The sequence below is a fragment of the Paenibacillus sp. QJM3NY_38 genome (assembly GCF_056173265.1).
Window position 1 is genome coordinate 6,014,139 of the sequence record NZ_CM149665.1, and the last position, 25,419, is coordinate 6,039,557.

The 25,419-nt window shown below is 47.5% G+C and carries 27 protein-coding genes and 1 pseudogene; 8 read left to right on the forward strand and 20 right to left on the reverse strand.

Going from position 1 to position 25,419, the window contains the following annotated elements; translation table 11 throughout:
• Positions 1-137: 137 nt before the first annotated feature.
• The 9 genes from AC0VZ8_RS27795 to AC0VZ8_RS27835 form a co-directional block, all read right to left on the reverse strand.
• Positions 138-488, reverse strand: a complete 351-nt coding sequence (locus tag AC0VZ8_RS27795; protein ID WP_006212388.1) for a type II toxin-antitoxin system PemK/MazF family toxin — start codon at positions 486-488, stop codon at positions 138-140.
• 3 nt (positions 489-491) lie between these two features.
• Positions 492-773 (reverse strand): CopG family ribbon-helix-helix protein, encoded by a 282-nt coding sequence (locus tag AC0VZ8_RS27800; RefSeq protein WP_028406492.1) that lies wholly within the window; start codon positions 771-773, stop codon positions 492-494.
• A 226-nt stretch (positions 774-999) separates the two neighbouring features.
• Entirely contained in the window at positions 1,000-2,187 is a 1,188-nt protein-coding gene (alr, locus tag AC0VZ8_RS27805; protein ID WP_475485107.1) for an alanine racemase, read from the reverse strand.
• A 270-nt stretch (positions 2,188-2,457) separates the two neighbouring features.
• Positions 2,458-3,570: an outer membrane lipoprotein-sorting protein gene (locus AC0VZ8_RS27810; RefSeq protein ID WP_071222570.1), complete on the reverse strand. Its 1,113-nt coding sequence runs from the start codon at positions 3,568-3,570 to the stop codon at positions 2,458-2,460.
• 261 nt (positions 3,571-3,831) lie between these two features.
• On the reverse strand, positions 3,832-5,160 hold the full coding sequence (locus AC0VZ8_RS27815; protein ID WP_475485108.1) for an MFS transporter: 1,329 nt from the start codon (positions 5,158-5,160) through the stop codon (positions 3,832-3,834).
• Positions 5,161-5,224: 64 nt separating this feature from the next.
• Positions 5,225-5,722 (reverse strand): winged helix-turn-helix domain-containing protein, encoded by a 498-nt coding sequence (locus AC0VZ8_RS27820; protein ID WP_071222568.1) that lies wholly within the window; start codon positions 5,720-5,722, stop codon positions 5,225-5,227.
• A gap of 165 nt (positions 5,723-5,887) precedes the next feature.
• Positions 5,888-6,448 (reverse strand): GNAT family N-acetyltransferase, encoded by a 561-nt coding sequence (locus AC0VZ8_RS27825; protein WP_475485109.1) that lies wholly within the window; start codon positions 6,446-6,448, stop codon positions 5,888-5,890.
• Positions 6,449-6,490: 42 nt separating this feature from the next.
• Positions 6,491-7,819: an alpha/beta hydrolase gene (locus AC0VZ8_RS27830; protein WP_475485110.1), complete on the reverse strand. Its 1,329-nt coding sequence runs from the start codon at positions 7,817-7,819 to the stop codon at positions 6,491-6,493.
• A gap of 168 nt (positions 7,820-7,987) precedes the next feature.
• Complete coding sequence (locus AC0VZ8_RS27835) at positions 7,988-8,557, reverse strand: GbsR/MarR family transcriptional regulator (RefSeq protein ID WP_071222565.1); 570 nt, start codon at positions 8,555-8,557, stop codon at positions 7,988-7,990.
• A 371-nt stretch (positions 8,558-8,928) separates the two neighbouring features.
• Here AC0VZ8_RS27835 and AC0VZ8_RS27840 point away from each other — a divergent pair, with 371 nt between their 5' ends.
• The 3 genes from AC0VZ8_RS27840 to AC0VZ8_RS27850 are packed head-to-tail and all read left to right on the forward strand — an operon-like array spanning position 8,929 to position 11,879.
• Positions 8,929-10,131 carry a quaternary amine ABC transporter ATP-binding protein gene (locus tag AC0VZ8_RS27840; protein WP_071222564.1) on the forward strand — a complete coding sequence of 401 codons (1,203 nt, stop codon included), beginning with the start codon at positions 8,929-8,931 and terminating at the stop codon, positions 10,129-10,131.
• A complete protein-coding gene (locus tag AC0VZ8_RS27845) occupies positions 10,124-10,957 on the forward strand; it encodes an ABC transporter permease (RefSeq protein WP_260067911.1) in 834 nt (277 codons plus the stop codon). The genes AC0VZ8_RS27840 and AC0VZ8_RS27845 overlap by 8 nt, the downstream gene beginning before the upstream one ends.
• 1 nt (position 10,958) lies before the next feature.
• Positions 10,959-11,879, forward strand: a complete 921-nt coding sequence (locus AC0VZ8_RS27850) for a glycine betaine ABC transporter substrate-binding protein (RefSeq protein WP_475485111.1) — start codon at positions 10,959-10,961, stop codon at positions 11,877-11,879.
• A gap of 1,043 nt (positions 11,880-12,922) precedes the next feature.
• On the opposite strand, the gene AC0VZ8_RS27855 is transcribed toward AC0VZ8_RS27850, so the two are convergent.
• From AC0VZ8_RS27855 to AC0VZ8_RS27865, 3 genes are all read right to left on the reverse strand, one after another.
• A complete protein-coding gene (locus tag AC0VZ8_RS27855) occupies positions 12,923-13,654 on the reverse strand; it encodes a DUF6081 family protein (protein ID WP_071222560.1) in 732 nt (243 codons plus the stop codon).
• A gap of 17 nt (positions 13,655-13,671) precedes the next feature.
• Positions 13,672-14,598 carry a prenyltransferase gene (locus tag AC0VZ8_RS27860; protein WP_260067912.1) on the reverse strand — a complete coding sequence of 309 codons (927 nt, stop codon included), beginning with the start codon at positions 14,596-14,598 and terminating at the stop codon, positions 13,672-13,674.
• Between the two features lie 151 nt (positions 14,599-14,749).
• The gene (locus tag AC0VZ8_RS27865) at positions 14,750-15,727 is read right to left on the reverse strand and encodes a LacI family DNA-binding transcriptional regulator (RefSeq protein WP_071222556.1); all 978 of its coding nucleotides are present in this window, start codon (positions 15,725-15,727) and stop codon (positions 14,750-14,752) included.
• Positions 15,728-15,903: 176 nt separating this feature from the next.
• Between AC0VZ8_RS27865 and AC0VZ8_RS27870 the strand changes: the two genes are divergently transcribed.
• Together AC0VZ8_RS27870 and AC0VZ8_RS27875 are read left to right on the forward strand one after the other, a co-directional pair.
• Positions 15,904-16,221: a hypothetical protein gene (locus AC0VZ8_RS27870; RefSeq protein ID WP_475485112.1), complete on the forward strand. Its 318-nt coding sequence runs from the start codon at positions 15,904-15,906 to the stop codon at positions 16,219-16,221.
• Positions 16,222-16,405: 184 nt separating this feature from the next.
• The gene (locus AC0VZ8_RS27875; RefSeq protein WP_260067914.1) at positions 16,406-16,579 is read left to right on the forward strand and encodes a hypothetical protein; all 174 of its coding nucleotides are present in this window, start codon (positions 16,406-16,408) and stop codon (positions 16,577-16,579) included.
• A 200-nt stretch (positions 16,580-16,779) separates the two neighbouring features.
• On the opposite strand, the gene AC0VZ8_RS27880 is transcribed toward AC0VZ8_RS27875, so the two are convergent.
• From AC0VZ8_RS27880 to AC0VZ8_RS27890, 3 genes are all read right to left on the reverse strand, one after another.
• Positions 16,780-17,415, reverse strand: a complete 636-nt coding sequence (locus tag AC0VZ8_RS27880; RefSeq protein ID WP_475487777.1) for a pyridoxamine 5'-phosphate oxidase family protein — start codon at positions 17,413-17,415, stop codon at positions 16,780-16,782.
• A gap of 30 nt (positions 17,416-17,445) precedes the next feature.
• Positions 17,446-18,258, reverse strand: coding sequence for an undecaprenyl-diphosphate phosphatase (locus AC0VZ8_RS27885; RefSeq protein WP_071222546.1), 813 nt, complete (start codon positions 18,256-18,258; stop codon positions 17,446-17,448).
• A 539-nt stretch (positions 18,259-18,797) separates the two neighbouring features.
• On the reverse strand, positions 18,798-18,962 hold the full coding sequence (locus AC0VZ8_RS27890; RefSeq protein WP_162487647.1) for a sporulation protein Cse60: 165 nt from the start codon (positions 18,960-18,962) through the stop codon (positions 18,798-18,800).
• A 215-nt stretch (positions 18,963-19,177) separates the two neighbouring features.
• Between AC0VZ8_RS27890 and AC0VZ8_RS27895 the strand changes: the two genes are divergently transcribed.
• Positions 19,178-19,864, forward strand: coding sequence for a hypothetical protein (locus AC0VZ8_RS27895; RefSeq protein ID WP_475485113.1), 687 nt, complete (start codon positions 19,178-19,180; stop codon positions 19,862-19,864).
• Between the two features lie 87 nt (positions 19,865-19,951).
• Here AC0VZ8_RS27895 and AC0VZ8_RS27900 read toward each other — a convergent pair whose 3' ends face one another.
• Entirely contained in the window at positions 19,952-20,455 is a 504-nt protein-coding gene (locus AC0VZ8_RS27900; protein ID WP_475485114.1) for a MerR family transcriptional regulator, read from the reverse strand.
• Between the two features lie 284 nt (positions 20,456-20,739).
• On the opposite strand from AC0VZ8_RS27900, the gene AC0VZ8_RS27905 reads away from it, so the two are divergent.
• Together AC0VZ8_RS27905 and AC0VZ8_RS27910 are read left to right on the forward strand one after the other, a co-directional pair.
• A complete protein-coding gene (locus tag AC0VZ8_RS27905; protein WP_475485115.1) occupies positions 20,740-21,867 on the forward strand; it encodes an NADH-dependent flavin oxidoreductase in 1,128 nt (375 codons plus the stop codon).
• 175 nt (positions 21,868-22,042) lie between these two features.
• Positions 22,043-23,060, forward strand: a pseudogene (locus AC0VZ8_RS27910) (IS3 family transposase).
• 123 nt (positions 23,061-23,183) lie between these two features.
• On the opposite strand, the gene AC0VZ8_RS27915 reads toward AC0VZ8_RS27910, so the two are convergent.
• From AC0VZ8_RS27915 to AC0VZ8_RS27930, 4 genes are all read right to left on the reverse strand, one after another.
• Complete coding sequence (locus AC0VZ8_RS27915; protein ID WP_475485116.1) at positions 23,184-23,834, reverse strand: hypothetical protein; 651 nt, start codon at positions 23,832-23,834, stop codon at positions 23,184-23,186.
• 242 nt (positions 23,835-24,076) lie between these two features.
• Positions 24,077-24,880 carry an N-acetylmuramoyl-L-alanine amidase family protein gene (locus AC0VZ8_RS27920; RefSeq protein WP_475485117.1) on the reverse strand — a complete coding sequence of 268 codons (804 nt, stop codon included), beginning with the start codon at positions 24,878-24,880 and terminating at the stop codon, positions 24,077-24,079.
• Complete coding sequence (locus AC0VZ8_RS27925) at positions 24,877-25,143, reverse strand: phage holin family protein (RefSeq protein ID WP_475485118.1); 267 nt, start codon at positions 25,141-25,143, stop codon at positions 24,877-24,879. The genes AC0VZ8_RS27920 and AC0VZ8_RS27925 overlap by 4 nt, the downstream gene beginning before the upstream one ends.
• Before the next feature lie 20 nt (positions 25,144-25,163).
• Positions 25,164-25,412: a hemolysin XhlA family protein gene (locus AC0VZ8_RS27930; RefSeq protein WP_475485119.1), complete on the reverse strand. Its 249-nt coding sequence runs from the start codon at positions 25,410-25,412 to the stop codon at positions 25,164-25,166.
• Positions 25,413-25,419: the final 7 nt, after the last annotated feature.

Here is a 25,419-nt window from a genome sequence, read left to right on the forward strand (position 1 = left end):
ACCGCTACTCTCTTAGTTCATGCATCCATTGCCGTGCCCTTCGAACATACCCTCCATATAAAAACCCTCAAGGAGTTAGTCCTTGAGGGTTTTTAGTCATAACATTCTATGTGGAAAACGTTAGCGCTTGAATGGAATCAAAAATCAATCAAGCCCAGACTTATTTGCAGGGAATCATCCACCTTACTCATCATTTCATCATCAAGATGGGTGATTTTGTCGGTTAGCCGCTGCTTATCAATCGTCCGGATCTGCTCTAGCAAAATGACGGAATCCCGGTCAAATCCATGCGACGCCGCGTCGATTTCGACGTGAGTCGGCAGCTTGGCTTTTTGAATCTGTGCCGTAATGGCTGCAACAATCACAGTCGGACTAAACCGGTTGCCGATATCGTTCTGAATGACAAGGACTGGCCTTACGCCGCCCTGCTCAGAACCGACAACAGGTGATAAATCCGCAAAAAATACGTCGCCCCGTTTAACGATCACTGTCTACACCCCGCTTACTAAGCGGTCTAGAGTGTTGTCTGCATCTTCCTCCGCGTGAAACGCCTCAGAAGCCATGGTCAGGTTAATTTTGGCCATTTCCATATAACCCCGCTGCATGGATTCACGAATGTAACGTTTCTTCCGTTCATTCAGGTACAACTTCATGGCTTGCCTAATAAGCTCACTGCGGTTGGAATTTTCCAGCTGAGCGATCCCGTCCACTTCCTGCAAAAGATGATCCGGTAAACTGATCATGATTCGTTTGGTGTTCTGCATATTGGCCACCCTCTATTACACCCCCACAACCTTCTCGCCCTGTGCACCAGTATTACATTATTCAAGGAAAATTATACAAAAGAATATATATGCCGAAGGTATATCAAGTATGCTGCATATCATTATAAACTACAATCGACACTTTCGTACAGACTTAAACGACATATTCCTAATTCGGGAAGGTCTGTACTTATTCCTTCTTTCCTGAATAAATTACTTATGGTGACTTGACTTTTTAAAGGTTGCTCCAGAGTGCATTCACGGTCTTCACGGGTATATCATTGCGTATATACTGACGTGGTACCCGATGGGCAATCATGCAGACGACCTCGTAGTGGATCGTCCCCAGCTTGGACGCCAGCTCATCTGCCGTGATGCATTCGTCAGACTGCTGACCGATGAGTACAACCTCTTCACCAGCTTTAATTTGTTCCGCCTCATCGGCGAAAGGTTTGAGCGATACCATACATTGGTCCATACAGATGGTTCCGACAACAGGGACGCGGCGGCCGCGTATCAGTACTTCCACTTTACCGCTCAGCATACGAGAGAAGCCATCGGCGTAACCGATGGGGAGGGTTCCAATCTGCTCTTCCTCCTCCGTTACATACTTCGTCCCGTAGCTGATACCGGAATGCGGAGGTAAATTTTTGACGTAGACAAGCTTTGTCTTTAACGTCATGACAGGGCGGAGGCTGACTGTCTTTCGATTCACCTCATCCGAAGGATACAGTCCGTACAAGCTGATGCCGACACGAACCATATCATAGGATAATTCGGGTGTATCAATTGCAGCAGCGCTGTTGCCCGTATGTATGAGCGGGATATGGTAGTCCTTATCCCGAAGAGCGTCCGCTACGCCCTGAAAACGGCGGTACTGTCCCAATGTATAGTCTTTGTTCTTTTCATCCGCTCTTGCAAAATGGGTAAACATTCCTTCGACAACAACCTGCGGCAGTGAAAATACTTCTTCTATAAAAGAAATTGCATCTTCGCCTGGAAGCAGGCCCAAACGACCCATTCCGCTGTCAATCTTGATGTGTACCTTGAGTGGCTTCTCCGGCTGGACCGGCAGTGCATTAATCGCTTGGAGCACTTCCGAACTGAACAGGGTTATGGTTACATCATGCTCATAAGCGATCTCTACAGCCTCCGGTGGTGTATAACCGAGCACCAGGATCGGGCTGGATATGCCTCCTTGCCGAAGCTCGAGCGCTTCATCCAGGAAAGCTACGCTTAAGTAAGCCGCCCCCAATTGCTGAAGTTCGCGTGCCACTTCTACAGCTCCGTGACCATAGGCGTTAGCCTTCACACAAGCAAGCAATTTCATGTGGCTTGGCAGCGCCTCACGAAAAGCGTTATAGTTGGCGCGCAGATGGTCCAGGTTGATCTCCGCCAGGGTAGGTCGATATATCGCTTGCAATTCCAGTCACCTTCTTACCATTTTGAAAAAAGCATTATGCTTTACATTAGATTAATGGTAATGTTCCCGGGGGCAACTGTCAATTGAGGCAAATTGCTTATTTATGAGGCTCGTGGTTCCCCCCGGGTGCGAAACTTGGTGAAACATCGGAATATCTGCAAGAAATAGTGATGAGCCCACGGATGGAGTTCCTTTATTTGGAAAAGAGGCGAATGGCCTCATTGTCGGAATTTTGCCCTCCTTCAATGCTCGGTATCCGCCTACTTCGTATTATTTACCCGATTCTCCCTGCATGGAAGCAGCGACTTTCTTCATTTCTTCAACAGGCAGATTGGCGCTCGTAATTCGGTATTCCACGCCTTCCGAATTCCAGGTCAGCGTTCTTTGCTGATCGCCGGTGAGCAGGCCAACTGTTGTGAAATCGATATACACGGCCTCGCCCGGTACGAGGGAAACCGCACGATCCACCGGTCTGGATTCCATAATCGTGTATTGATACACGCCGTCATACTTCAGAATAACCGCATGATCCTTGCTCTCCGGAACTTCCATCGTGTCTTTGTTTGTGACCCCTGCAGGCACATATTCCGGATAGATGATGCCGAAGGATCCCATATCGCGACCCGAAGCCGCTTCCGTCAAACCTTCGGTTCCCTGAGTGCCGTTACCTTCCGTACTGGAAGCCACTGGTACCCCGTTCTCGTCCACTTCCGCCATGGTCCCCTTCGCATCGTTCATGGCACTTAGATTCTTATTCGTATCAAATGAATCCTTGGTCAGGTTCGTATCAAAGGTAAAGGTGTTGAATTTCACCTCAACGACCACATTTGCTTCGGAATCCGACACTTGTACCTGTTTCGGCGTGTAGTTGTCCTTGGCGAGCCAAATCTTCTGACGAATCAAGGAATGGCTGTGGTAATTGGCGGCCACATCAAACACGTAACTATCCTTATCCTCGGCAAACTGACGGGTGTTGTCGTTCAGAATGCTGCTAAGCAGCGTTTGGTACAGATATACCTGTCCCTGATTATCCGGCCAGTCGCTCTTGAAGCGGAAGCTCTTGTTTAAGCTCGGCGTCAGAACGAACACGCCGTCATCGTTGCGAAGCACGATTTGCGTAATATCCTTTTGTCCATTGGTTAAGCTGATCCGGTAATAAGATGGAGACTGGTACCATACCTCAACCTGATACTCCTGCGGCGCCGAACCGGTATGTATGGTCATAACGCCCGCTCCCTGGTAAGCGCCCTTGGCACTTTCCAGCTTATCAGCCACCTTGCCCAGATCCTTCACAACGCTGTCTGCATTCTTCTTCCCGCATCCCGCCAGTATTGTTGTTAAGCATAATACTACCGCGAGCAGCACCCATGAAATCCGGCGCATGTCATCATCCCCTTCAACACTTGTTTTGACTTGATTGATACATGTCTATGAGGGACTTGGTCACATTATGCAGACTAGCCTGACAAGCATCGCTGCGTTGGGATGCGGCGGGCGTTTACACTTCGCTTAAACGAAAAAAAGAGCCGAGGATGAATCCGTCGATTGCTGATTCATCCTCGGCTCGATATATGAAAATAATCAGTACAACCCCTCTTCTTATTGGTCTCTGTAAGTATAGAAGCTGATCGACCTTAGCCAACTCTAAGGGGCTGTGTGCATAGAAACGGACTTCTCAGGAGCCGTATTCGTATAAGGCGCGAACCATTCTTCATCTACATTGTCAGGTGACGGAAGACTACGGGTGGTCGAGTCAAAGATCCAGAAGAACCCTACACAGAACACGGCGATTCCGCATCCCGCGATAATGGAGGAGCTTGCCGCAACCACGCCAAGGGCACCTCCGATCAGGCTGCCAAGCGGCATGGCAATTCCGCTGAGTCCGCTAGCTGCCGCAAACACCGTGCCCAATCTTTTCTCGGGTATTGCCTTCTGAATGACCGAATTGATGATAACGTTCGTAATCCCTCCGGGAAACCATGCCAGACCGTACACCAGAACGACAAGCCAAGTCCAAGGGGTAAATACGCTGAGACACCAGGCAGCGCCCGATAAACAGAACGCTCCGGCAAAAATATATCCAAGGGGCAGGCGCTCCAGCTTCAAATATGGAGCCAGGATCGCTCCCAGCAAACTTCCGAAAGCCTGGGCCATGAGCAATATACCGTAGACGCCGGCTCCGCCGAGGCTGTCGGCAAACGCTGGCATAACCGTAAAGGTAGCGCCGCCCGCAGCATTGATGACAATCATCCCCATTTGTACCCGTGCGAGCGGGGTTGCCAGAATGTAGCGAAGACCTTCCTTCATGTCCGCCCAATAACTTTTAAGGGCATTACGCTTAGGTTTTGAAGTTACGGTATTGTTCATTGATGTTTTATTATCGTTGTTATCCGAAGTTTTGATAGATTTCTTGATTTTCAGTTGCGAGAATAACAGCGCTCCGATGAAGAATCCAATGGAATTCCATAAGTAAAGGGATACTGCGCCCAGCACAATAATCAACACGCCGGATATTGCGTTGCAAGCGACATCGATGCCTTGATAGGCTAAGGAGAACAGCGAGTTGCCTTGCGTCAGCTGCTTTTTATCGAGAATTTTGGGAAGGGCCGACATTTGGGCGGGATATACCCACATATTCAGCGTGGACAGAATCGGTGTAATCGCCAGTACAACGCCGACCGTCAGAAAGTCGAAATAAAATGCAAGCGGAACGATCAACAGAAGAAGCGCCTGAAATAACTGGGTGTACACCAGAAGCCCTCGTATAGGAACGCGGTCAATCATCGGACCGGATAGCAGTTGAATGATTCGGGGAAGAATCGAGAGGAGGCCGGCAAGCCCCGTATACAGCGTCGAGCCTCCGAGATCGTACACCAGCCACATGGCCGCTACCGCGTACAGGCTGTCGCCGATATTCGTAAGAATTCGGCCAACGAACAACAGCAGGAAATTGCGATTTTTTAATATTTCCATAGAGGAACACTCCTTGATTAAAAATTTAGTAGTTTTGGAGAGAAGAGGCTAAAGAAGCCCCTTCCTAATCGGACGTTTCCGTCGAAACCACGTTGATCCCGACGGCATACTCCTTGCTGTCTTTCCCTTTGGTCGTGAGGGTCTTGTTCACCCATTTTTCAAGCAGTTCCTTGAATTCCTTTGTCATCTCTTCATATTGGTCTGCGTCCAACTGCAGCCTCAAGCTGATCCTTGTACGGGTCGCCGCTGCATAATCTTCGGCAAGGACCGGGTCCATCGTTTGCGTTCCCTTGGTGTTAAACCACTTCGCTTTGGATTTATAATATTTCTCTACGATGCCGCCAACCGTCCGGGTCTCCACCAAATCTATCAGCCCGCCGTCATATAACTTCTGAATATGATAGTGGATGCTTCCCGGCGAATCTCCCAATTCATCTGCTACTTGCTTTGAGGTTTTGGCCGTATCCAGTATGGTTCCGAGAATTTTCACCCGCTGGGCGCTCCCGAGCAGCTTTGCTTGTTCCACCGATATTTCGATGCTTTGATTTTGATCTTGTTCCATAGCGCAACACTCCATTCTAAATTTATTCTAATTACGTAAATTAAACTGTTATTTTCGTTCATTCCATTTTAGTTTATCATTCTAATTTTCTAGATCGTTATGACACAATAATAAACCACCTATTACCATTTGTAAATAGGCGGCTTATAAATTGTTTATTTTTTTCTAAACGGGTTTGACCATATGATAATAAACATGCCCGTTAATCATGATTTCCTTATCCGTTTTATATCCTCTTCTGTCGTACAAAGAATGAGCGCGATGATTGTCCGTTACCACAGCGAGAGCGATTTTACGATACGTAAGCTCCTTTGCCCGGTTCTCTGCATGATCTATGAGCGCCGAACCGATCCCCTTTCCTCCAAACTGCGGAGAAACAGATAACGTATCGATATAATACTCATCCTCGTCTGCCTCTTTGTCCAGCGCTACGGAAGGGTCATTCTTCAGTTTCCGCAAACGATCCAGAATCGGACGATCCAATTCGGCCGCTTGATCCCCGCCGTAAGCAACGATAATGCCCGCTACCTCGCCGTCGATCTCTTTCACGGCAGCCTGACGGTAACTGAGCCTGCCCCCGTCTGCCCGGAAATATTGCTCCAGCACTTCAAGCACTTTCTCTTCGCTGTCTTCCCCTGTTAATTGATGCGCCACATCGTGCAGTGCGTCGTACAGCAGCCTTACCGCTGCAGCTGCATCCTGTGGTCTAGCTGATCTGATGCTCATGCCTATTCATCCTCCGATTACAATTCAATGCAATTTCATCATTCAAGTACCCCAGTCCTCAACCTCATAAAACAGCTCCATCTCGGACGATGCTGTAAAAGAACGTCGTTTCACTTCAGGATCCCCGATCTTCTCGTGCAGTCCAAACCCTCTTGATACCTTGAACGTAAAAGACAAGCCATGTGGTACCATTGCACTCCCTCTATATATGCCAACTCCGCAGTACGGAATCTCAAATCCGGCATAGATCGTGGAGGAAGCCGGTGTGGAAGGCGGTACCTTCACCTGAATCGTTATTTTCACAAGCTCAGGCAGTTGTTCAACGATCGTAATCTCTTTATCTGCGCTCAAGCTTCCCTTGTGCAGCGTAACCCGGGTACTGCCGGATAGCCGAGGCTTCATCGTCCCGTCCGTCAGCAGCGTGAGCAATTCAGGATCCTCAACATGATATGTTCCATTCATCAACGTTTGCACAAATCCGCTGTCGTATGTAATGACCGGATTCAGTTGTTTGACGGGTCCGTTTACCCCTACGACGCCATCTCCATACAGCTTAATCGAGGCCGGTTCTCCAATATCGCCGAAAAAATACAACAGCGGCCCCTTCGCTCTGCCTGCCCAATCGCTTTGGCTGTGAGCCGCCCCCGGATCAAGGAACAGCATGAGATCTTCTCCCGGCACAAAGCCGTCTTGGATCAAACGTTCTGCTTCCTCCCGTGCGTATTTTTCCATGAAGACCCCTTCCGCGCCGCCCATATCAAGCCATATCTTAAGATTGGGATGCGTCCCGTATCTTTCATAAAAGGGATGTTCCTTAAGCTCTCCCTGAGCATCAAAATGAGCTTTGACGAAATAAGGCGACATGACCGCAATGCTTCCGAACACGTCCGGTCTTCTAAAGCCGATATTGTAGGTAACGATCCCGCCCGCAGACGAACCCATCATGGCCGTGTGCTGAGGGCCCCTCAACGTGCGAAAGTTCTGGTTGATATAGGGTATAACTTCATCAATAATAAATAATTCGTAGCGTTCACCGGCAAACGGGGGATCAAACACCTCATGCATCTTTGGATTGTCATGGAAGTATTCATTCAGTCTTTGATGGGGAACCGTTGCGATGCCAACGATGATAATCTCCTGCATCCGTCCTTCGGAAACCAGCCGATCGGCGGTGACGTGCATATCCCAAGAACCGCCTCTTTCATCCGCTGAAAATACATGCTGCCCGTCATGCATATAGAGTACGGCATAATGCTTCCCCGTATTCTCATGATAACTGGGTGGAAGATATACATACAAACTTCGGGTATTGCCTAAGTTAACCGATGGAAAATCTGCAATTTCTACCATTCTTGAGGACATACTGACCATTCTAACCCCTCCTGACTATTTTTGCACCACATGCACTTGCATAGCAGTTATTCATCCAGGCGATGCCAGATAACAAAAAAAGGCACAACCCGATAAAATCAGGTTGTACCTCTTGGGTAAGCATTGCCTTACTCCACATTATACTGGGGAATTTCCCCATTTTCAATATCAGGATTCACCTTCAGGCGGTTCTTTCGGCACATACTTAAAGATATCGCCATCCACAAAAGTATCAATCAATCGTTCCAGCCATTTATAGTAAGCAACGGCCTCGCGCATCTTCGCCTGATCCTCTTGCAGCACCGCTGCCAGCTCTTCGTCATCTTCATGCGTTTTACGGAGCTTCTCCGTTTCGTCGAGCGCTTTGCGCAGGACCAGAATGTTGCTCTCCACCGATTTACGCCATTTAATATCGAAGAAATCCAAGAAGGTCTGGTACCAGTCATACTCCACTTCATACAAATCCTTGCGGGAACCCTTCTCCCACACCTTGTTTACCATTTTATAATCGAGCAGCGTCCGCACGCCTGTACTCATGCTAGTCTTGCTCATTTTCATTTCCTGTCCCATTTCATCCAGGTTCATCGGCTTATCCGCAAAATAAAGCAGTCCGTATAAATGTCCCGTTGAGAGTGGAATGCCGTACAAATCCATATTTCGTCCAATATTTTCAATGACACGCTTACGAATCTTATGCACGGCTGCCTGCCGTTCATCATCTAAATGGTACAAGCCCATGCTTGCAGCCTCCTCTATCTGTAGCCATCCAAGAAGTCATGTCAACATAACAAAACTAGGTGGACTCGAAGTGTAGTGTGAACGATCTCCATGAAATCTAAACAAGCCGAATCCACACACATTCTCTGATCTATTGTAGGGAAAGCTATTTTAAAAGTAAAGAAGATCGCTCTAGAGGATATCGGAGTATATGGGAGCATTTTAAAGGATAACTTTGTACAGTTTTTACTGTACGTACTTTACGTACGGATATAACGTTTGATACTTTACGTATCGGTTGTTACAATGGGTGACATGGGTTTACGAGACGACAGGAATAAGAAGACTCGGTCAAATGGACGCGTCTCTATACAATAAAAGGAGGAGTACTTTTGGCTATTCTGCAAGTTAACAAAGTCAGCAAATTGTTCGGCGCGAATCCGGAACAAGGAATTCAATTGCTGGAGCAAGGCTGGAGTAAAGCGCGAATTGCGAAAGAAAAGAACATAACGGTTGGCGTTAACCGTGTCAGCTTCGATATCCACGAGGGCGAGATTTTTGTCATCATGGGGCTGTCAGGCAGCGGTAAATCTACATTGGTCCGTTTGCTAAATCGGTTGATTGAACCAACATCGGGCGAAATATTGATCCACGGCAAGGATCTCCGAAAAATGAACAAGGAACAGCTGCGTGAAGTAAGACGCAAAAAAATCAGCATGGTGTTCCAGAAATTCGCCTTGTTCCCTCATCGTTCGGTTGTAGAGAATGTGGAGTACGGATTGGAAATTCAAAAGGTAGACAAAAGCAAGCGGCACGAAGCGGCCATGAAGTCGCTTGAGCTTGTAGGCTTGAAGGGCTGGGAGGAAAAAATGCCCGATCAGCTTAGCGGCGGCATGCAGCAGCGTGTCGGGCTCGCCCGCGCGCTCGCTAATGATCCCGAGATTCTGCTGATGGATGAGGCTTTCAGCGCACTGGATCCGCTCATTCGCAGAGACATGCAGGACGAATTGATCGAGCTCCAGGATAAAATGAAAAAAACCATCGTGTTTATCACGCATGACCTGGACGAAGCTCTTCGAATCGGCGACCGCATTGCCTTGATGAAGGACGGTTCGATCGTACAGATCGGAACGCCGGAAGAAATCTTGACCCAGCCTGCCAACGATTACGTTGAGCGGTTCGTGGAAGATGTGGATCTGTCCAAGGTGCTTACCGCTTCACGCGTTATGCGCCGTCCGGAGACCATTACGATGGATCGTGGACCTCGCGTTGCGCTGGAGCTTATGCGTGAACGGGGAATCTCGAACCTGTTCGTCATCGACCGTTCCAAGAAGCTGCTTGGCGTCATTACGGCCGAAGATGCTTCGGATGCCATGAAGAATAACCGCAAGCTTGCGGATATTCTTATTACGGACGGTCCGAGTGTCGGACCCGATACATTGCTGAATGAATTGTTTGAGATTACGAGCATGGCTAAAGTACCGTTGGCCGTTGTGGATGAGAATAGCCGATTGATGGGCGTTATCGTCCGCGGTGCTGTTCTTGGTGCCTTGGCCGGAGAAAGCAAGAGCGAGGAGGTGACGCAAGATGCCTAAGATTCCTCTCGCTAGCTGGGTTGATTCCTTGGTTGAATGGATGGGAGACGTCTTTTCCGGGTTCTTTGACGCCATCGCCTTCATCATTGAAAACGTCGTGCAGCTCTTTACGGATTTGTTCATGCTGCCACATCCGTATCTGTTCATTGTCATCCTGGCCGTCATTGCCTACCTATTAGGCCGTCTGCCGTTGACATTGTTCACAGCCATCGGTTTTCTGCTCATCGATAACTTGGGTTACTGGTCACAGACCATGAGCACGCTCAGCCTGGTTATCACGGCAGCCTTGATCTCCGTTATACTGGGTGTTCCGCTAGGTATATGGGCGGCCTACAGCAAGTCGGCATCCCGCGTGATCATTCCGGTTCTAGATTTTATGCAAACCATGCCGGCGTTTGTATACTTGCTCCCTGCCGTTACATTCTTCAGCTTGGGCGTGGTTCCAGGGGTTATCGCTTCGGTTATTTTCGCCATTCCGCCAACGATTCGCCTGACCCGTCTTGGCATTATGCAAGTATCAGGTGAACTGACGGAGGCTGCGGATGCATTCGGTTCGACTTCCGGACAGAAATTGTTCAAGGTTCAGCTCCCGCTGGCGATGCCAACCTTGATGGCCGGCATTAACCAGACCATCATGCTGTCCTTGTCGATGGTCGTCATCGCTTCGATGATCGGTGCCCAAGGTATCGGTGCCGAGGTCTACCGGGCCGTAACGCAGCTGCAAATTGGTAAAGGGTTTGAAGCTGGCTTGGCTGTCGTCATTTTGGCGATTGTCCTTGACCGCTTTACACAAAATATATTTAAAACGAAAAAAAGGGGTGCTTAATTTGAAGAAACAGAAGTTTTGGTTGCTGCTCAGTTTGGCTGCTATTCTGGTTCTGTCTGCTTGCGGACAGGGCGGAAATAGCGGAACGGATGGAACGACGGACAAAGGGGCTGAAGGCGGTTCAACTGCTTCCCTCGGTGAACAAGTGAAACATGAAATCATCGGTATTGATCCAGGTGCAGGCATTATGAAAGCGACCGCAGCGGCTATTGAGGAATATGGATTGACCGACTGGAAACTGGTCGAAGGCTCCGGAGCTGCCATGACGGCAACCCTTAACAAAGCCATTAAGAATGAGGATCCGATTATTATTACCGGTTGGACTCCGCACTGGATGTTCTCCAAATATGACCTGAAATATCTGGAAGATCCGAAGAAAGTATTCGGTGAAGCGGAAGAGATTCACACCGTTGCCCGTCTTGGACTGAAAGAAGATCATCCGGAAGCTTACAAATTCCTGAGCAATTTCAAATGGACGTCCGACGATATGGGTCAGATTATGACGGCGATTCAAGAAGGTCAAGACCCTGAAGCTGCCGCGAAGGAATGGGCGGACAACAATGCGGAGAAAGTCGACGCCTGGCTCGAAGGCGTTCAGCCCGTTGACGGCAAAACCTTCAAATTCAGTTATGTCGCTTGGGATTCCGAGATCGCCAGCACCAATCTGCTGAAAGTGATCATGGAAGACAAGCTCGGATACAAAGTTGAGGCGCTTCAAGTCGAAGCAGGCCCAATGTGGACCGGCGTTGCCAACGGTGACGTGGATGCAACCGTAGCAGCATGGCTTCCGTTGACGCATGCAGACTACTGGGATAAGTTCAAGGACCAGGTCGAAGACCTTGGCGCTAACATGGAAGGCGTAAAAACCGGCCTGGTGGTTCCGTCTTATGTGGAAGCCAATTCTATTGAGGATTTGAAGTAACGATGAAAGCCATCCCATGGTTTGTGGGATGGCTTTCTTTTTTTGGTGGTCAAGATTAGTCGGCCTGTTCTGGGAGGATGTATCCGTTCCGGTCGCTGTTGAAACCAGGAAAACGGGATGATATTCTTGCGGTATTTTCCCGGTTTCAAAGGCGAACGCCAGGTCTCCTCCACGCATACATCCTCTGTTCCTAAGTACGGCCTCCAATCTTTCCACCCACCAAAAGAGAGCCATCCCTTTCGTCTGGGATGGCTTTTTTTGCGGCTGGGCGCGGGAGGGGCTAAGCTGACCACTGCTACACGGTCAGCTGCCTGATTCACTGCCGGGCATGCTGTGACTCCTCTGGACTCACAGGCTTGCCGGCTCGGCTTGAGAGTCTGACCTGTTCTACACGGTCAGACTGGTTTATTGCCGGGCATGCTGTGAATCCCTTTGGGACTCACAGGCTTGTCGGCTTGGCTTGAGAGTCTGACCTGTCCAACACGGTCAGACTGGTTTATTGCCGGGCATGCTGTGAATCCCTTTGGGACTCACAGGCTCGCCGGCTCCGCTCGAGAGTCTGACCTGTTCTACACGGTCAGACTCATTCATTGCCGGACGTGCTGTGAATCCTCTTGGGACTCACAGGCTCGCCGGCTCCGCTCGAGAGTCTGACCTGTTCTACACGGTCAGACTCATTCATTGCCGGGCATGCTGTGAATCCCTTTGGGACTCACAGGCTTGCCGGCTCGGCTTGAGAGTCTGACCTGTTCTACACGGTCAGACTCATTCATTGCCGGGCATGCTGTGAATCCTCTTGGGACTCACAGGCTTGCCGGCTCGGCTTGAGAGTCTGACCTGTTCTACGCGGTCAGACTCATTCATTGCCGGGCATGCTGTGACTCCTCTGGACTCACAGGCTTGCCAGGCTAACTTCCTTGCCCTGTCGGGGGCTTGCAGCTTTCCCCGTACGGCCTCGACATTGCACTCCTTCAGCTCGTCCCTCGCTCACAAAAACGATCATGCCCACAGATGGGCATGATCGTTTTTCTACTATATAAGCACTACTCTTTTATCGTTACCGTCACGGGAGAGTATTCGGCAATGACGGTTTGTCCATGCACGGATACGCTGCCCTGCGGCGTAAGGTCTTTTTCGGTCATGATCCCCAAAGCGATGGTGAACTTATTGAACTTGATCGGGATGTTTTTCTCCCGGCGGATCTCCTCGCCGTTCACGTAGAAGATCGCTTCGTCCTCGGCACGGTTATACGTAATTTTGTACGTGTTGAATTCCCGCGGTGTAAAATGCGTATCTTCCTCTTTGAAAATGCAGAAGTAGCGGGTCTTGTCCGATTCCGGCACCTGCACGCCCGGGAACGGCAGAACGGCATACACGCTGGCATACTTGTCGTTCGAAGCAAAAAAGTCCAGTGCTGCACCCGTGCTGAAATCAAGCAGATTCAACGATACGTAGCCGTCATACAAGTCGCCAGGAACCGTACCCTGGGTGCGTGCCCGAATCTGCAGCTCGAACGTGACCTCGCCGGATTCCGGCACATCCACCTCTTCGTTGGAATAATACATATGCTTGGCATTATCGAGAATTTGGATTTGATCATTCTGGCGGCTGAGCGGTGCCCGCACGTACAGGATTCCGTTGCGGACGATCACGACTGCATTCGGCTCGCGATATTCCCAGAATGAACCGTCCGGCAGCGGAAAACCGCCGATCTTCCAAGTCCCGGTCTCGGACAGGATAGAGTGAAAATCACCAAAAACGCGTTGTTGTTCCATCTAATACCCCTTCTTCCTTACAAAGTCTGAATGATTCCTTGAATGATCAATGACAGGATCAGCACGCCGCCGCAGCGCATGGTGGTCATCGTTGACGCACCCATCAGCGGTAAATACGCTTCGGAACGGTTGTTGTCCTTCAATCTTCCATAGACAAGATACAACGGAATCATCGTAAGCAGTGCAATCAATGCGTAAGGCGGGAGCGCCCCGGCCAATACGCAGGCTATCAAAGACAAGCAGGCCAGCAGCAGCAGAACTCTCGAGAAGCTCAGCGCTCTTTTTTCACCCCATACCACTACCAGGGTCTTCTTCCCGGCCTGACGATCCGCCTGCCAATGCAAAAAGTGATGATTAAACAAAATCAGCGTTGTCAGCAGCCCAATGGGCAGTGACAGCAGCAGCGCCCGAACATCCATATGTGAGGTTTGAACGTAGTATGCGCCCATCACCGGCAAAATACCAAAGGATAGCAAAATCGCAATCTCGCTGAAACCCTTGCCGCGGTATCCGAATTGAATCGGCGGTGCGACATAGAAATAAGCGATCAGCCCGCCAAGTCCGCCAAAGATGAAGGCCCACCAACCACTAATCAAACTAAGGATAATACCGCTCAGCGCCGCAATCCCAAACAGCGTCCAGGTAACGATCTCGAATTTACGGAGCGACCAGACGCCCTTCGTAAGAAAACCGGAATTCGTAGAGATCGCATCTACATGCTCCTGCGCTTCCGTGTCCGTTCCGTTCTTATAGTCCCACAGATCATTCACCATATTGGAGAACAGATGGGCAGCACCGCTCCCGATCAAGGTCAATAAAAAGAGGCCTATATGAAATTCACCTGTCCATACATAAGCCCCGAGTGCTCCTAAAGCAACCGGAATCAGCATCACGGGAATCACTTTGATTCGGGAAGCTTTTTTAAACTGTTCAAGGGCATCCACTTGGTTATGCTCCTTTCCTTCTATAATACAGAATAGAACGCCTGCAGACAGCTGCAGACGTTAACGTTGTGAAACATGGAACTTGCATAAATAAGAATATCATAATTGTCGAACTTTGTAATCCGTTTGTTAGAACTTGGCTACGCAGCCATTATACCGATGAACGTTCGATCAGCTCGAAGGCAAGCTCCTTGCGAATCGGCTCTTTCCGCTCCCCTTGAATATGCGCATACAGCATTTTGAAGGCCTCCGAACCCATATCAAAGAGTCGGTTATCAATCGTGGTGAGACCCAGCATTTTACCGATCGGCTGGTTATCGAAGCCAATGACAGCGAGCTCTTGCGGAATGGACAGTCCTCTCTTCTCAGCTTCATAGATCAAACCCGCGGCCACATGGTCACCCGTTACCAATAAACTACTTGGACGTTCCTCCATAGCGGACAGTCGATCCATGATTGCCGCACCGTCTTCCAGATCGATACAGCCATCCAAAATCCATTCCTGGCGGTAAGGCTCCCCGATCTCTTTAAGGACTTCTTCATATGCCACTTGGCGTGCTCTCGTGCTCGGACTGTCCAGTCTTCCCACCGTGAAGCCGATGCGTCGATGTCCTCGCTTTATCAAAAATTGCATGGCACTGCGAAATGCCTCAGCATGGTTTATATATATAGAAGAAAATAATCGTTCGCCCGCATCCTGACAGCATACAATCGGTCCATAAGCACAATAGGCTTCGATCTGTTTCGGGGTCACAGCCGATGATAAAATAATAATGCCGTCAATCTCGCGGTTTCGCAGCATCTCCAGCACTTCCACTTCCTTATCCGGCGCATACCCGGTTTGGCACAGGATTAGGCGATAACTAGCAGCAAGCGCTTCTTGGCCAGCTCCCTCCATCAGCAAGGAAAAGTAGGCATGATTAATAAACGGCAGCATGATAGCAATATTCATCGTTTTCCCTGTAATCAGATGAACCGCGTTCATATTCCGGGCGTATTTCAGCTGTTTCATGGTCTCCAACACGCGTGTCCGCTTATCTTCTCTGACATAGGGATGATTGTTCAGCACCCGGGATACCGTTGACACCGATACGCCTGCCAGCTTGGCAATCTCTTTAATGTTAGCCACAATCCATCAAGCCCCCTTCGTCCACTGGTTCCTTCCTGATACTATCATGATTGCTTTCCCTATTCAAAGGGAGGCAACCCGGAGTAAAGAGCTGTGATGCATACGAGTGCACACAATACCATGCATTGCTTTTTTTTGATACGATTACACATTATCACCCCTATGGAGGTATCGGCATGTCAAAACTGTTCAAGACACTGGGAGCTATATGGCTCATCGGCGGTTTTATCGGAGGAGTCATCGTTCATATCATCATGGAAGGCAATTGGTTGACCGGAGCTACTTGGCTGATTAGCGGTGCAATCTTAGGCGCACTATTCTATACAGTAGGTGAAATCCATGAAATCGTGTGGGAAAATAATGCCCTGCTCCGGGAAGTGCTGCACCGTCTTCCCAAGCAGCCTGGCGATCAGAAACCACCCCTTGGTAATTCCAGGGCTAATCTCAGCGCATTGAAGGGTTATAAGATGAATGCAAAAGATGAACAACGATAAAAAGAAGTCTTGATCTGGTATGCTTTTCATACTTTACACTGAGGTTGGGTGGAAACCTTCATTCATTGTCAGCGTGACCGGCAAGGGCGTGATGGCAAGAGCAAGGCTTCTGCCTTTTTAGCATGATACGTGAAACTTGGATCTTGTCCATTACGTTATCCTTGTCAAAAGGAGCTGATGGAAGATGGAGACGTTCGGCAGAGGCTGCCTATACATTATAATGGGTATGGTTGGATTGTTACTGCTTGCCATTCTATTGGGGACGACGATTACGATCCCCTGGTTCATCTTCATTCCGCTTATCATTATTGCCTTTGTTATAGCTGCATCCAAGAGCAAACGCAAGGATGATGATTAAGCGAACCAGCGGATAAGCCGCCGGATGCTAGAGAGGTGCTACGCGTCGTTTTCGGACCCATATACGAGTTGAGACCCGAACAACGCTTCTCTAGCCACTGTGCATGAAAAAGACTCCCTTCATGGGAGCCTTTTTCATTCTATATGATTCGATCATTCTTTATCTTACTCGTTCGTCGCTAACCCTATTATAAATGAATATCAATAGAGACGCTTGTTGTAACTGTCCTGTAATCCCCAAGTAACCGACTCCTCCGTCACACTATCTTGATTCACATGATCCGTAATGATCTTGGACGGATTCGGCAGCTGTTCGCCTGATGTCCAGGAATCGGGATTCCACGCTTGCGAGCGTATGAAGGCTTTGCCGCAGTGCATATAGCATTCCTCAACCGAGACCCCAATGCCAAGCCATGGCCGTTTGCCTTGTACGCTAAGCCGATCCAGGATGTCTTCATCCCTTACCAAAACGGCACTGCCGTTGACTCGCAGGGTCTCCTTCAAACCCGGTATGACAAACACGATGCCTACCCTCGGGTTGGTCAGGATATTTCGCAGCGAATCAAAGCGGCGATTGCCCGGCCGTTCCGGAATAACCAGACAGGATTCATCCATCACATGCACAAACCCCGGTGCATCTCCCCTGGGTGAAGCATCGCAGTAACCGGATGCGTCCGAAGTAGCCATAAATAGCAGCGGACTCTTGGCAATGAAGTCTTTGCAGTGATGATCCAATCGATCAATCGCTTTATGTTTGACCACGTGATTAGACTCGCCGAACAGGTCCCGAAGCTCCTCCTCCGCTGTAATGATGGACTGAAAAGGAACTGTTGTCATCATAATCATCCTCCTTGTAGTTCCCCATTCTTATAAGAAGACAAGCAGCAAAATACCGACGACAAAGCAATAATAGGCGAAATATTTCAGGTTTCCGCGCGCCATGATATTCATGAGCCATTTCATCGCAACATAGGTACAGATCAATGTAGCAATGAACGCGATCAGATAAGGAATTAGCAGCGAAGAAAAGTCGGGATCCGATGTGATATCCGACACGCCCAGCACCATGCCGCCGAGACTTATAGGGATATACAGCATGAAGGAAAACCGAAGCGCTGTCTCCTGCTTCATCCCGACAGCGATCGACGTAATGACGGTCGAACCGGATCGGCTAATACCCGGGATCAACGCAACCGCCTGGGCCAAACCTACGATAAGTGCGTCCTTGAATGATAGATCATTGTCCAGCTTGCGGCCGCGAAGATTCCTTATCAGCCAAAGGGCGACCCCCGTGAACAGAAGCGCAATACCAACCGTATGTACAGAAGCAAATATTTCTTCGATCTGATCTTTGAACAACAGACCGATAATGACAGCCGGAATCGTACCTATAACAATATACAGAATGAACAAGAAATCGGATTTATACTCCGGTTTTCGTGTGCGCAAATAATTTAGGCCGTTCACGATCAGTCTCTGCAAATCCTTGCGATAGATAAACGCAATTGCAATCAACGAGGCCGCATTGGTTAACATTTCGAATGACAGCCCATTCTGCTCCATGCCCATGAGTCTCTGGGCGACAATCAAATGACCGCTGGAGGATACCGGAATCGGCTCCGTAACCCCCTGCACAATACCCAGCAGCAAGTACTTCAACCACAAGATGACATCTTCCATAACTCTCCTACTCTCTTTACAACATTTGTATGGCTTATAAAAAACACTAGTCTATCATAGCCCAAAAAAATAGCAACAATCAAACCACGAGCGGGCCAAAAAAGGTAGGTAAACAAGAGAAGCCCCTCTAACCACGGAATTAGAGGGGCTCCTAATCTATTGTTAAGAGGTGATTCCATCATAAGATCTGCAGCTTAATGAAACCTTAAAGCTTCATTAGGGGGACATAAAAAGTTGTAAGTACACCAGTGATCAGTTCTTATTTCCCTGGCCGAAATACACATCGTAGATGATAACGATAACTCCATTATCGGTTTTTACGCCCACACTACCGGCGATATTCTGCAAGATGATTACGTCACGATGCGAGGAGTGCCGGCAACATTTTATTCATTTGAAAATATAGGTGGCAGAACCACGAATTCCGTTCTTATCGGTGTGTCCACGATTGAGAAAACGGAATCGTTTGTTTCGTATAGATGCTCAATTATACGGTGATACCTAGACATAAAGAAAAGCACCTTTAGCGGTGCTTTTCTTTATTCTTTATAAATGACCAAAATATCGTACGTTCCGTCGGCAGACGAAAGCTTAACATCCTTGACATCATCAGGATGGATATTATACAGAAACTCATTAACCTGTTCTTGCAAATCGTCCAGATTGGAATCGCTAAAGAGCTCGACTTTCAACGTTTTTAGCATGTAAGCACCCCCACATCAAACTTCGACATAAAGTGGGTTTTTCCCTGCTGGAGTTGAGTAAACCGGGCGTTTCATCCCTCTAAGATACACTGGCCATTTTAACGTCTGGTTTCTCATACACGGCTCATCAACATCTAAATTATGGTATATTGGTGGAGTCGTTGTTCGATTTCAGAGGAATTATGATAAAAACATTCTTGGTGGTGAACAGGATTATGCAAGTCAAGCACAAACAAATCATTAGGATTACTGCCTTACTGATGTTACTTTCTGCCGTTCTCTTCTACGCCATAATTTATATGATGGAACGCCCTGGAGGATTGTCGGATCGGCGCATGTCCCGCGCGCTCGGGCAAAAAGTTACCCTTCATATCCCACTCGGGAAGACCCCGGATAAAGCGGTCGAACGGTTTAGAGGTCCATCGTCGATGGAAGTCATTCACCGAGAACCTGTTAAAGGGGGCAACCTTTTATTTATGAGACGATATAATCAAACGGATAGCAGCAATCTACAGGTAGAGTATGTGCGAAAAACATGGATTGGATGGAAGTGGGTTTGGGGCGGGGGATTCGGGATCAGTGAATCCCTACAATCAAAATCATCATTCAACTATATGAGCATGCCTAAACTAGATCATATCTCAACCCCCTTTCCCATGGTTTTTGGAGATATTCTGAATCCTTCGATCAAGCATGTAACTGTCAAGAGTCAGAATAATGGTACATATCAAGCTAAACTGGCGACCGTGGGAAATGAAAAAATGATCTGGTTCGTGTTTTTGCCCACGGCCATTTCCACACCTTTTGCTATCGAGGGCTTCAATGAAGAAGGAGATCTCATAGCTCGCAAAACAATAACCGACCCGAGAGACAGCGGCTCGGTCAATTTAGAAAATGATTAGAAGTTAGTCCGGTGATATTAAGGATGTATGATACTTTTGATTCGACACTCGTCAATGAAGGCGCAGCTAAGCAGATCAAGCTCATACCTATCTGATCGAATTTCGTACCCTGTCCGTTTTAGCAGATGCTGAAAAATAACTCATTTCCACGACGGAAATGGGTTTTGTTTTTGCTTTCTCCTTTTCTGCTTCTAAAGCCTCACCTTGACTTTGTTCTGAACATTCCTGGCGAGGTCTCCCTTCCTTCAGCTTGATATCAATAAAATCAACGATCTGCTGAAGTGAGGAGATTTGATTCACGATACTTTCTCGGTGGCTTTTTAATTGATCCACCAACTCCGTATATTCCGCGGAATCCGTGTTGGCTGAGGCCGCCAAAAACGGCCGCATCGCCTCGAGCGGCATGCCCGTTTTTTTAAGGCAAGATATCAGCTTGATCATATAGAAGTCTTCTTTTCTATAGACGCGATGCCCGTTTTCCTTCCGATCCGCCCGAGGTAGTAGCTTAATCTTTTCGTAATATCGAATCGTATCCTCGGAAATTCCGGTTTGCTCGGCGATTTGCTTGATCGTATATGTTAGTTCTTCCACTTCGTCCCCTCCCGAGATTGCATTTTGACCATTATACATCTTGGATCCGACTCCAAGTCAAACTTATTCCTACCTCTTTTCCCCGGGCACCTCTTTTGTTTTCGCATCTTGACTTGGATTCGACTCCAGCTTTTATGATGAGCTCTAACAGGGAGAAATGTCCTGACCATATAAAGGAGGAAATGTATATTGGACTCGAATCGACGTGACATTTCACGCGGTTAACCGCGCCTAGTGCGCATCAGATTGGAACTGCAATGATTAAAAAATAGGAGTGTACATCTATGGACCGTAAATATCAGCCTTTAATGGAGCCGTATTGTTTTAAGAATGGTATCCAAGTAAAAAACCGTATCGTTCATGCACCGATGACAATATCTTATTCTAAGCAAGACGGTACAGTATCTGATGAGTTAATCGCATATTACGAAAGTCGTTCAAATGGAGTTGGAATCGTTGTCACTGGGAGCACCATAATCACACCCAACTCCAAGGTATTTGGCGGCGAATTAGCGGCTGATCGCGATGATGTGATCCCAAGTTTACAACGCCTGGCAACAGCCATTAAGAAGCGCGGGGCAAAAGCCATTCTGCAAATCTTTCATGGTGGTCGCGAAAGTTCGCCAGAATTGGTACCGAACCGTGAGATTGTCAGTGCGAGTGCGGTTGCTAAAGAAGGATCGAGCGTGATCCCTCAAGAACTCCAAGAGAAAGAAATTGTGGACATTATTCGAGCATTTGGCGATAGCACTCGCAGGGCAATCGAGGCTGGTTTCGACGGTGTGGAAATTCATGGGGCAAACCGATTTCTTATTCAACAATTCTTCTCCCCATACACAAACCGACGCGATGATCGATGGGGAGGAAATATAGACAAACGTATGGCATTTCCACTCGCTGTTGTAGATACAGTAATAAAAGTGGCGGATGAGTATGCAAAACAGCCGTTTCTTGTGGGGTATCGGTTATCGCCAGAAGAAGAGTTGGCGCACGGTATTACCATGGCCGACACACTTATATTGGTGGACGCCCTCGCAAATAAAGATTTGGATTATTTGCATGTCTCTTTAATGGATTTTTGGTCTAAACCTAGACGTGGCGTAGAGGACAATCGCTCCAGAATGGAGATTATTAACGAGCTCGTGAAACAAAGAGTTCCCCTTATCGGCGTAGGATCGATCCGTACGCCCGACGAGGCGCTTAGAGCGTTACAATCGGGAGTTCCATTTATTGCGCTTGGGCGAGAACTGATTATCGATCCAGATTGGGTTGAAAAAGTAACTCTGGGTAAGGAAAACGAAATTCGTACAGGGTTAACTTTAAATGATCAAGAAAAATTAGGGATTGCGGATTCGTTATGGCTGAAAATCATCAATACTCCAGGATGGTTCCCTATCTCAACTAAAATTTAACAGACTGTAGCTACATCACAGTGTAAATGCTACTGCTCTTAAAGACATATATATGTTTGTGACCTTATACAAGAAAAGAGACCCCTCGGTGGTATTATCCCCTGATGGTAGACAGTGAAAAAAGAGGACATGTTACAATGAACTCAAACACTGGATACCGGAGGGGATTTTTGTTATGCCAGCGAAGAAAGGTCAAACTTTTAATCGATATAGTGAAGAAACGAAGAAAGAGGCCGTTCGTTTGCGAGTGGAAGAAGGTTGGGCGTACAGCCGGATTATGGAGAAGTTTGGAATTAAAAGTGAGAGCCAGATTATCACATGGGTACGTAAAAGCCAGAACGGAGAGAGTTTTGAGGATTACCGGGGACGCTGGACGAAGAAGCATTTTAGCAGTGCAGAAGAAGAAAATGCTTATCTGAAAGCGCAGGTAGAATATCTAAAAAAGCTCAATCCGAACTTACACGGGGAGGGAAGCTGGATTTCGAAGCCCGGTGCCAGTCCATTCAAGAAATAAGCAAATGGGCTCCCATGGTTTGGCTGTGTAGGATCGCTGAAATTTCACGTGCAGGTTACTACAAATGGAAAAAGAACGCTATCCTTAGAGAGAAACGAGCAGACCGGGATGCGGATCTGAAAGCACACATTTTGGGCATTCATCGGCTTCGTCCTTATTTCGGTTACAAACGTATGCGAACTGCTTTAGGAAAAGAAGGCTTGGTGGTGAATCACAAAAAGGTGCGTCGCTTGATGAGAGAACTTCATATTCGCTCCGTGATTCGCAAGAAGCGTCCCTTTGCTGGCCGGAAACCGTCAGTCCTGTTTCGTAATGTCTTGAATCGAGAATTTAGGGCTACGGCTCCTGAGCAGAAGCTGGTGACGGATATTACGTATGTCCGGATTGGACATGAGTTTGCTTATCTCTCGGTGGTGATGGATCTGTATAACAACGAGATTGTGAAGAGAAGAAGCTAACAGGAAGCCATTCCAGGCGTGGGAACTGCTATGACAATGCTTGTATTGAGTCGTTCTTCTCCCACTTAAAGACGGAGAAGTTGTATTTGGAGAAGCCTCAGAATCTGGAGCAAGCCAGGAGCCAAATCACGGAGTACATTTTGTTTTACAACAAGGAACGTTTCCAAAACAAACTGGGCGACCTCTCCCCGATTGAGTTTCGGGAGAAAGTCGCCGCTTAATAAAATTTCTCTTTTTTTATTGTCTACTTGACGGGGCTATGACCACCAGCGAGGTTCTTTTTACCGATGCTATCGGATTTCATCACGTGTTTTCGTTAGTGTTCAGATATGTGAAAGGCAACACTACGGCAGAGTGATTCTGTCGGACACATTGAAATGTTTTCTCGAGTAATAAGTTGTCTCTGAGGACGAGGATCCAGACCATCCGATCTGTACCAACTCTCCGCCACTCAAACTTAAACCTTGTGAGCGTCCGTTTGTAACAGATGTCTCTGCATATCCACTTACAGCTATTACGAGATTTCTATCGTTTTCCAAAATCGGTTGTACATAATTTTTGTTAATGGTAAAGGTACCACCCGAATAAGGACTTAAGTATGCTGAATCTTCATGAACTTCTTTGAATCTATAGTAAACTGAACTGCTAAATTGGAATCTAGTTACTGTAGTCAGAACCCCAGCTTTAGCGTAGATACTTCCTCCAAGATGTATAAGGTAGTAGTATTCACGGTATTCAGTACTAGTAGATTGTATTCCTACCTTGCTGCTCTCTGCTTTCCTAATTTCACTTACAGATTTCCCTGTTAGTTCTGCTTTACGTTGGATAAATTCCTCTTCAGTCAACACCTTATAATTGTTGGATTCAGTTGGGTTCAACAAAACATCTCCTGCTTGTGGCGCTACTTCTTCGAAACCTGAGGCTCCAACGCTTCCAACTGCTAAACTGCTGAATAAAGATGTTATTGCAAGTAGAGTAAGTAGCTTCTTTTTCAAATAAATGTACCTGCCTTTCAAGAATGAGAATTTTATTATGAAAGCTGGCCAGCATTTCAAACATTTTTAAAACCAAGTATGTATATTGGAATTTCTAAAATTAATTTAGCATAATTCCCCTTTTTTGTATATAGGAATTTATAAATTTTACATATATATTCTTCTGATGTATTTTTATTACATGTTTTTTTCTGGAATTACCATAGATTCCATCCAGTTGTTGAACTAGCTGGAATCCCACGTCACTTCTCTTTCTCAATTATCTTTAATTGCTTTTTAACCTCACTAATTTGTTCATTACACCCAACAATCAAAGTTAAAAAGTTCTTACGTAATCGATTCATCATAACTGCCACTTCCTCTCGTGTAACTGGTGCACCCGGTCGGCTACCGTCCACATAACCGTTCTTGATCATCTCTTCCCAATTCGCAGCTGCCCATGGACTAACCACATTAACATCACTCGTTGGGTTGCCCACTGGTGGTTTTCCCTCCTTCTTTTTTAAACCCAGGTACTTCGCTATCCCGTTTACATGGCCATCGATAAAAGCAACAATGACGTCCTGGCGCTTCAGCTTGGCTGCATCGTCTGCCACATCGATAAACAAGTTTTCAGTCAGGACTGCCGGCATTTTGGATTCACGGCACATGTGCAGGTTCGCCGCTTTCTGACCACGATCAGTCACGTTATAAGACTTCAAGGCTGCCATGATCTCGGTATGAAGCAGGTTCTGCATGGACCGGGAAGCTGCTGAAGCATTGGAATACCTGAAGGATTCAAAACCGCCAGCTCCACCACCGGCGTTACAATGGATGGAAACCAGTAAATCCGCACCTGCTTTGTTAGCCGCGTCGGTCCGCTCTTTGAGCTCAAGGAATACATCCTTTGACCGGGAGAGTTCTACCTGTACTCCATCGTAATCACGCTCCAGCTGCTTTTTGATTTCAAGAGAAAGTGTTAGAACAATATCCTTTTCTCGTAGCCCGTTTTCGGATGTTCCCGAATCCTTACCACCATGGCCGCCATCAATCCATACCTTCTTCATGACTTGATCCCTTCTTTCGTCTGCTTCACTGCCTGGTGACCAAATATCGCAAAAGCTCCGGAGAGAATCCCCTGAATAACGGCTTCAACTGAAAATCCAAGAATCCCGATTGTAAGCCACACTGCAACGATCAGAACAATGTAGACGATGCTCCAATCCGCAACCTTTGGAGTTTTCTTCAGAACCCCACCAATAACCCAACATGCCGCCACTACGATTAGCAGCCGCGGATCGATCAATTCAAAAATCATGTTCCATTCCATATTCATTCATCCTCTCAATTTTATTTAAGACCACCGGCGATAATAAATGCGGCTATTGCCAAAACAAAAGCCCCGGCAAACGTACGCCAGAGCCATTTTTGATTGTCTTCAATTTTATCCAATCTATGGTGAGCTGACTTTGCGGATTGCAGAGCCTCAACAGCCGTTTCGTTCGCCTGAATTGCTCTATCTAACTTTTCATCCATGTTATCAACCTTGGTCTCAACACGGGTAATTCGCTGAAGCATTTCTGTTTGTACACCGTCCATCTCTTTA

What these genes read in the sequence shown, in the direction of transcription:
- AC0VZ8_RS27830 (WP_475485110.1), bottom strand. Translation starts at nt 7,819, where the DNA reads ATGGTCAGTATGTCCTCAAGAATGGTAGAAATTGCAGATTTTCCATCG.
- AC0VZ8_RS27825 (WP_475485109.1), bottom strand. Translation starts at nt 6,448, where the DNA reads ATGAGCATCAGATCAGCTAGACCACAGGATGCAGCTGCAGCGGTAAGG.
- AC0VZ8_RS27870 (WP_475485112.1), top strand. Translation starts at nt 15,904, where the DNA reads ATGTCAAAACTGTTCAAGACACTGGGAGCTATATGGCTCATCGGCGGT.
- AC0VZ8_RS27855 (WP_071222560.1), bottom strand. Translation starts at nt 13,654, where the DNA reads ATGGAACAACAACGCGTTTTTGGTGATTTTCACTCTATCCTGTCCGAG.
- AC0VZ8_RS27925 (WP_475485118.1), bottom strand. Translation starts at nt 25,143, where the DNA reads ATGGAATGGAACATGATTTTTGAATTGATCGATCCGCGGCTGCTAATC.
- AC0VZ8_RS27875 (WP_260067914.1), top strand. Translation starts at nt 16,406, where the DNA reads ATGGAGACGTTCGGCAGAGGCTGCCTATACATTATAATGGGTATGGTT.
- AC0VZ8_RS27930 (WP_475485119.1), bottom strand. Translation starts at nt 25,412, where the DNA reads ATGGACGGTGTACAAACAGAAATGCTTCAGCGAATTACCCGTGTTGAG.
- AC0VZ8_RS27885 (WP_071222546.1), bottom strand. Translation starts at nt 18,258, where the DNA reads ATGGAAGATGTCATCTTGTGGTTGAAGTACTTGCTGCTGGGTATTGTG.
- AC0VZ8_RS27845 (WP_260067911.1), top strand. Translation starts at nt 10,124, where the DNA reads ATGCCTAAGATTCCTCTCGCTAGCTGGGTTGATTCCTTGGTTGAATGG.
- AC0VZ8_RS27895 (WP_475485113.1), top strand. Translation starts at nt 19,178, where the DNA reads ATGCAAGTCAAGCACAAACAAATCATTAGGATTACTGCCTTACTGATG.
- AC0VZ8_RS27820 (WP_071222568.1), bottom strand. Translation starts at nt 5,722, where the DNA reads ATGGAACAAGATCAAAATCAAAGCATCGAAATATCGGTGGAACAAGCA.
- AC0VZ8_RS27890 (WP_162487647.1), bottom strand. Translation starts at nt 18,962, where the DNA reads ATGCTAAAAACGTTGAAAGTCGAGCTCTTTAGCGATTCCAATCTGGAC.
- AC0VZ8_RS27880 (WP_475487777.1), bottom strand. Translation starts at nt 17,415, where the DNA reads ATGACAACAGTTCCTTTTCAGTCCATCATTACAGCGGAGGAGGAGCTT.
- AC0VZ8_RS27835 (WP_071222565.1), bottom strand. Translation starts at nt 8,557, where the DNA reads ATGGGCTTGTACCATTTAGATGATGAACGGCAGGCAGCCGTGCATAAG.
- AC0VZ8_RS27905 (WP_475485115.1), top strand. Translation starts at nt 20,740, where the DNA reads ATGGACCGTAAATATCAGCCTTTAATGGAGCCGTATTGTTTTAAGAAT.
- AC0VZ8_RS27815 (WP_475485108.1), bottom strand. Translation starts at nt 5,160, where the DNA reads ATGGAAATATTAAAAAATCGCAATTTCCTGCTGTTGTTCGTTGGCCGA.
- AC0VZ8_RS27920 (WP_475485117.1), bottom strand. Translation starts at nt 24,880, where the DNA reads ATGAAGAAGGTATGGATTGATGGCGGCCATGGTGGTAAGGATTCGGGA.
- AC0VZ8_RS27810 (WP_071222570.1), bottom strand. Translation starts at nt 3,570, where the DNA reads ATGCGCCGGATTTCATGGGTGCTGCTCGCGGTAGTATTATGCTTAACA.